The organism is Shewanella colwelliana (assembly GCF_001735525.1).
GTDB classification, from domain to species: Bacteria; Pseudomonadota; Gammaproteobacteria; order Enterobacterales; family Shewanellaceae; genus Shewanella; species Shewanella colwelliana.
Genome location: NZ_MCBT01000047.1, coordinates 1 through 1,904, shown reverse-complemented (window position 1 = coordinate 1,904; position 1,904 = coordinate 1). Strand labels below are relative to the sequence as shown.

General features: G+C 50.4%; 1 protein-coding gene. It reads right to left on the bottom strand.

The window, feature by feature from the left end; all coding sequences use genetic code 11:
* Nucleotides 1–1,904: VCBS domain-containing protein (locus tag BEL05_RS17735; protein WP_217629873.1), on the bottom strand; the 1,904-nt coding region annotated here is incomplete at both ends.

Genomic DNA, 1,904 nt, shown 5'->3' with positions numbered 1-1,904 from the left:
TTGCTGCCTTGGCGTTCAAATCCTGACTCGCCTATATCGGGGTCTGTGATGGTCAGCTTGCCATCCGCATAGAGTGTTGTATTGCCGAGTATGGCTATGCCTGGTTGGGCATAGTCGGGTGACATGTCGACACCCGCGCTGCTTTCGGTTATTGAACCAGTATCAACGCCAGCGATAGTGGCTTTGTCGTCGGTACCGTTAATGGTGACTGTGATTTTTTGCTCAGTGCCATCAATGCTATGAACTAACACTGTATCGGTAACTGATTCACCAGTTTTCAGCCCTTGAATAGCCGTTTGAGAGTTATCAGCGGTGTAAGTCCAGTGACCTAATTCATTGATTGATAGAGTACCAAACTGCCCTTGTAATGAGGTAGCGGTAAATTGTGCCTCACCATTATCTGCATCCGTTACCGTCAGCGCCCCATCGACACGAAGTTGTCCACTATGAACATCTTTATCTTCGGTCAGGCTTGCGGTGCTGGTGCCGCCAATAACAGCTTTATCGTCAGTACCATTAATCGTAACTGTGATTTTTTGTTCAGTGCCATCGACAGAATGTATAAGCACTGTGTCAGTCACTGACTCACCAGTTTTCAGCCCTTGAATCGCGGTTTGAGAGTTATCCGCAGTGTAAGTCCAGTGACCTAATTCATTGATTGATAGAGAACCAAACTGCCCTTGTAATGAGGTGGCAGCAAACTGGCTTTGCCCTGCATCGGGATCGGTTACCGTCAGCGCCCCATCGACACGAAGTTGTCCACTATGAACATCTTTATCTTCGGTTAAATTGGCCGTTGATGTGCCAGCAATAATGGCTTTATCGTCAGTGCCGTTAATGGTGACAGTGATTTTTTGCTCAGTGCCATCAACCGAGTGAACCAGCACGGTATCCGTGAGTGAGTCGCCCGATTTCAGCCCTTGGATCACGGCTTGTGAGTTATCAGCGGTGTAAGTCCAATGACCGTTTGAGTCAATCGACAGTGTGCCAAATTGGCCTTGAAGTGAGGTTGCTTGGAACTGCGCTTGACCATTGTCCGCATCGGTCGCAGTGAGTGCGCCGTCAACACGCAATTGTCCTTGGTAGAGGTCTTTGTCTTCGGTAACTGAAGCGGTTGAGGTGCCCGCAATCACGGCTTTATCATCCGTGCCGTTAATGGTCACCGTCACTTGCTGCGAAGTGCCATCAACCGAGTGAACCAGCACGGTATCCGTGAGTGATTCACCGGATTTCAGCCCTTGGATCACGGCTTGTGAGTTATCAGCCGTGTAAGTCCAATGACCGTTTGAGTCAATCGACAGTGTGCCGAATTGACCTTGTAAACTTTCAGCATTGAACTGCGCTTCACCACTGTCCGCATCGGTCGCTGTGAGCGCACCATCGACACGCAGTAGGCCTTGGTAGAGGTCTTTGTCTTCGGTAACTGAAGCGGTTGAGGTGCCCGCAATCACGGCTTTATCGTCGGTGCCGTTAATGGTGACAGTGACTTTTTGCTCGGTGCCATCAACCGAGTGAACCAGCACGGTATCCGTGAGTGAGTCGCCGGATTTCAGCCCTTGGATCATGGCTTGTGAGTTGTCAGCGGTGTAAGTCCAATGACCGTTTGAGTCAATCGATAGTGTGCCGAATTGACCTTGTAAACTTTCAGCATTGAACTGCGCTTCACCACTGTCCGCATCGGTCGCTGTGAGCGCACCATCGACACGCAGTAGGCCTTGGTAGAGGTCTTTGTCTTCGGTAACTGAAGCGGTTGAGGTGCCCGCAATCACGGCTTTATCATCCGTACCATTAATGGTGACTGTCACTTGCTGCGAAGTGCCATCAACCGAGTGAACCAGCACGGTATCCGTGAGTGAGTCGCCCGATTTCAGCCCTTGGATCACGGCTTGTGAGTTATCAGCGGT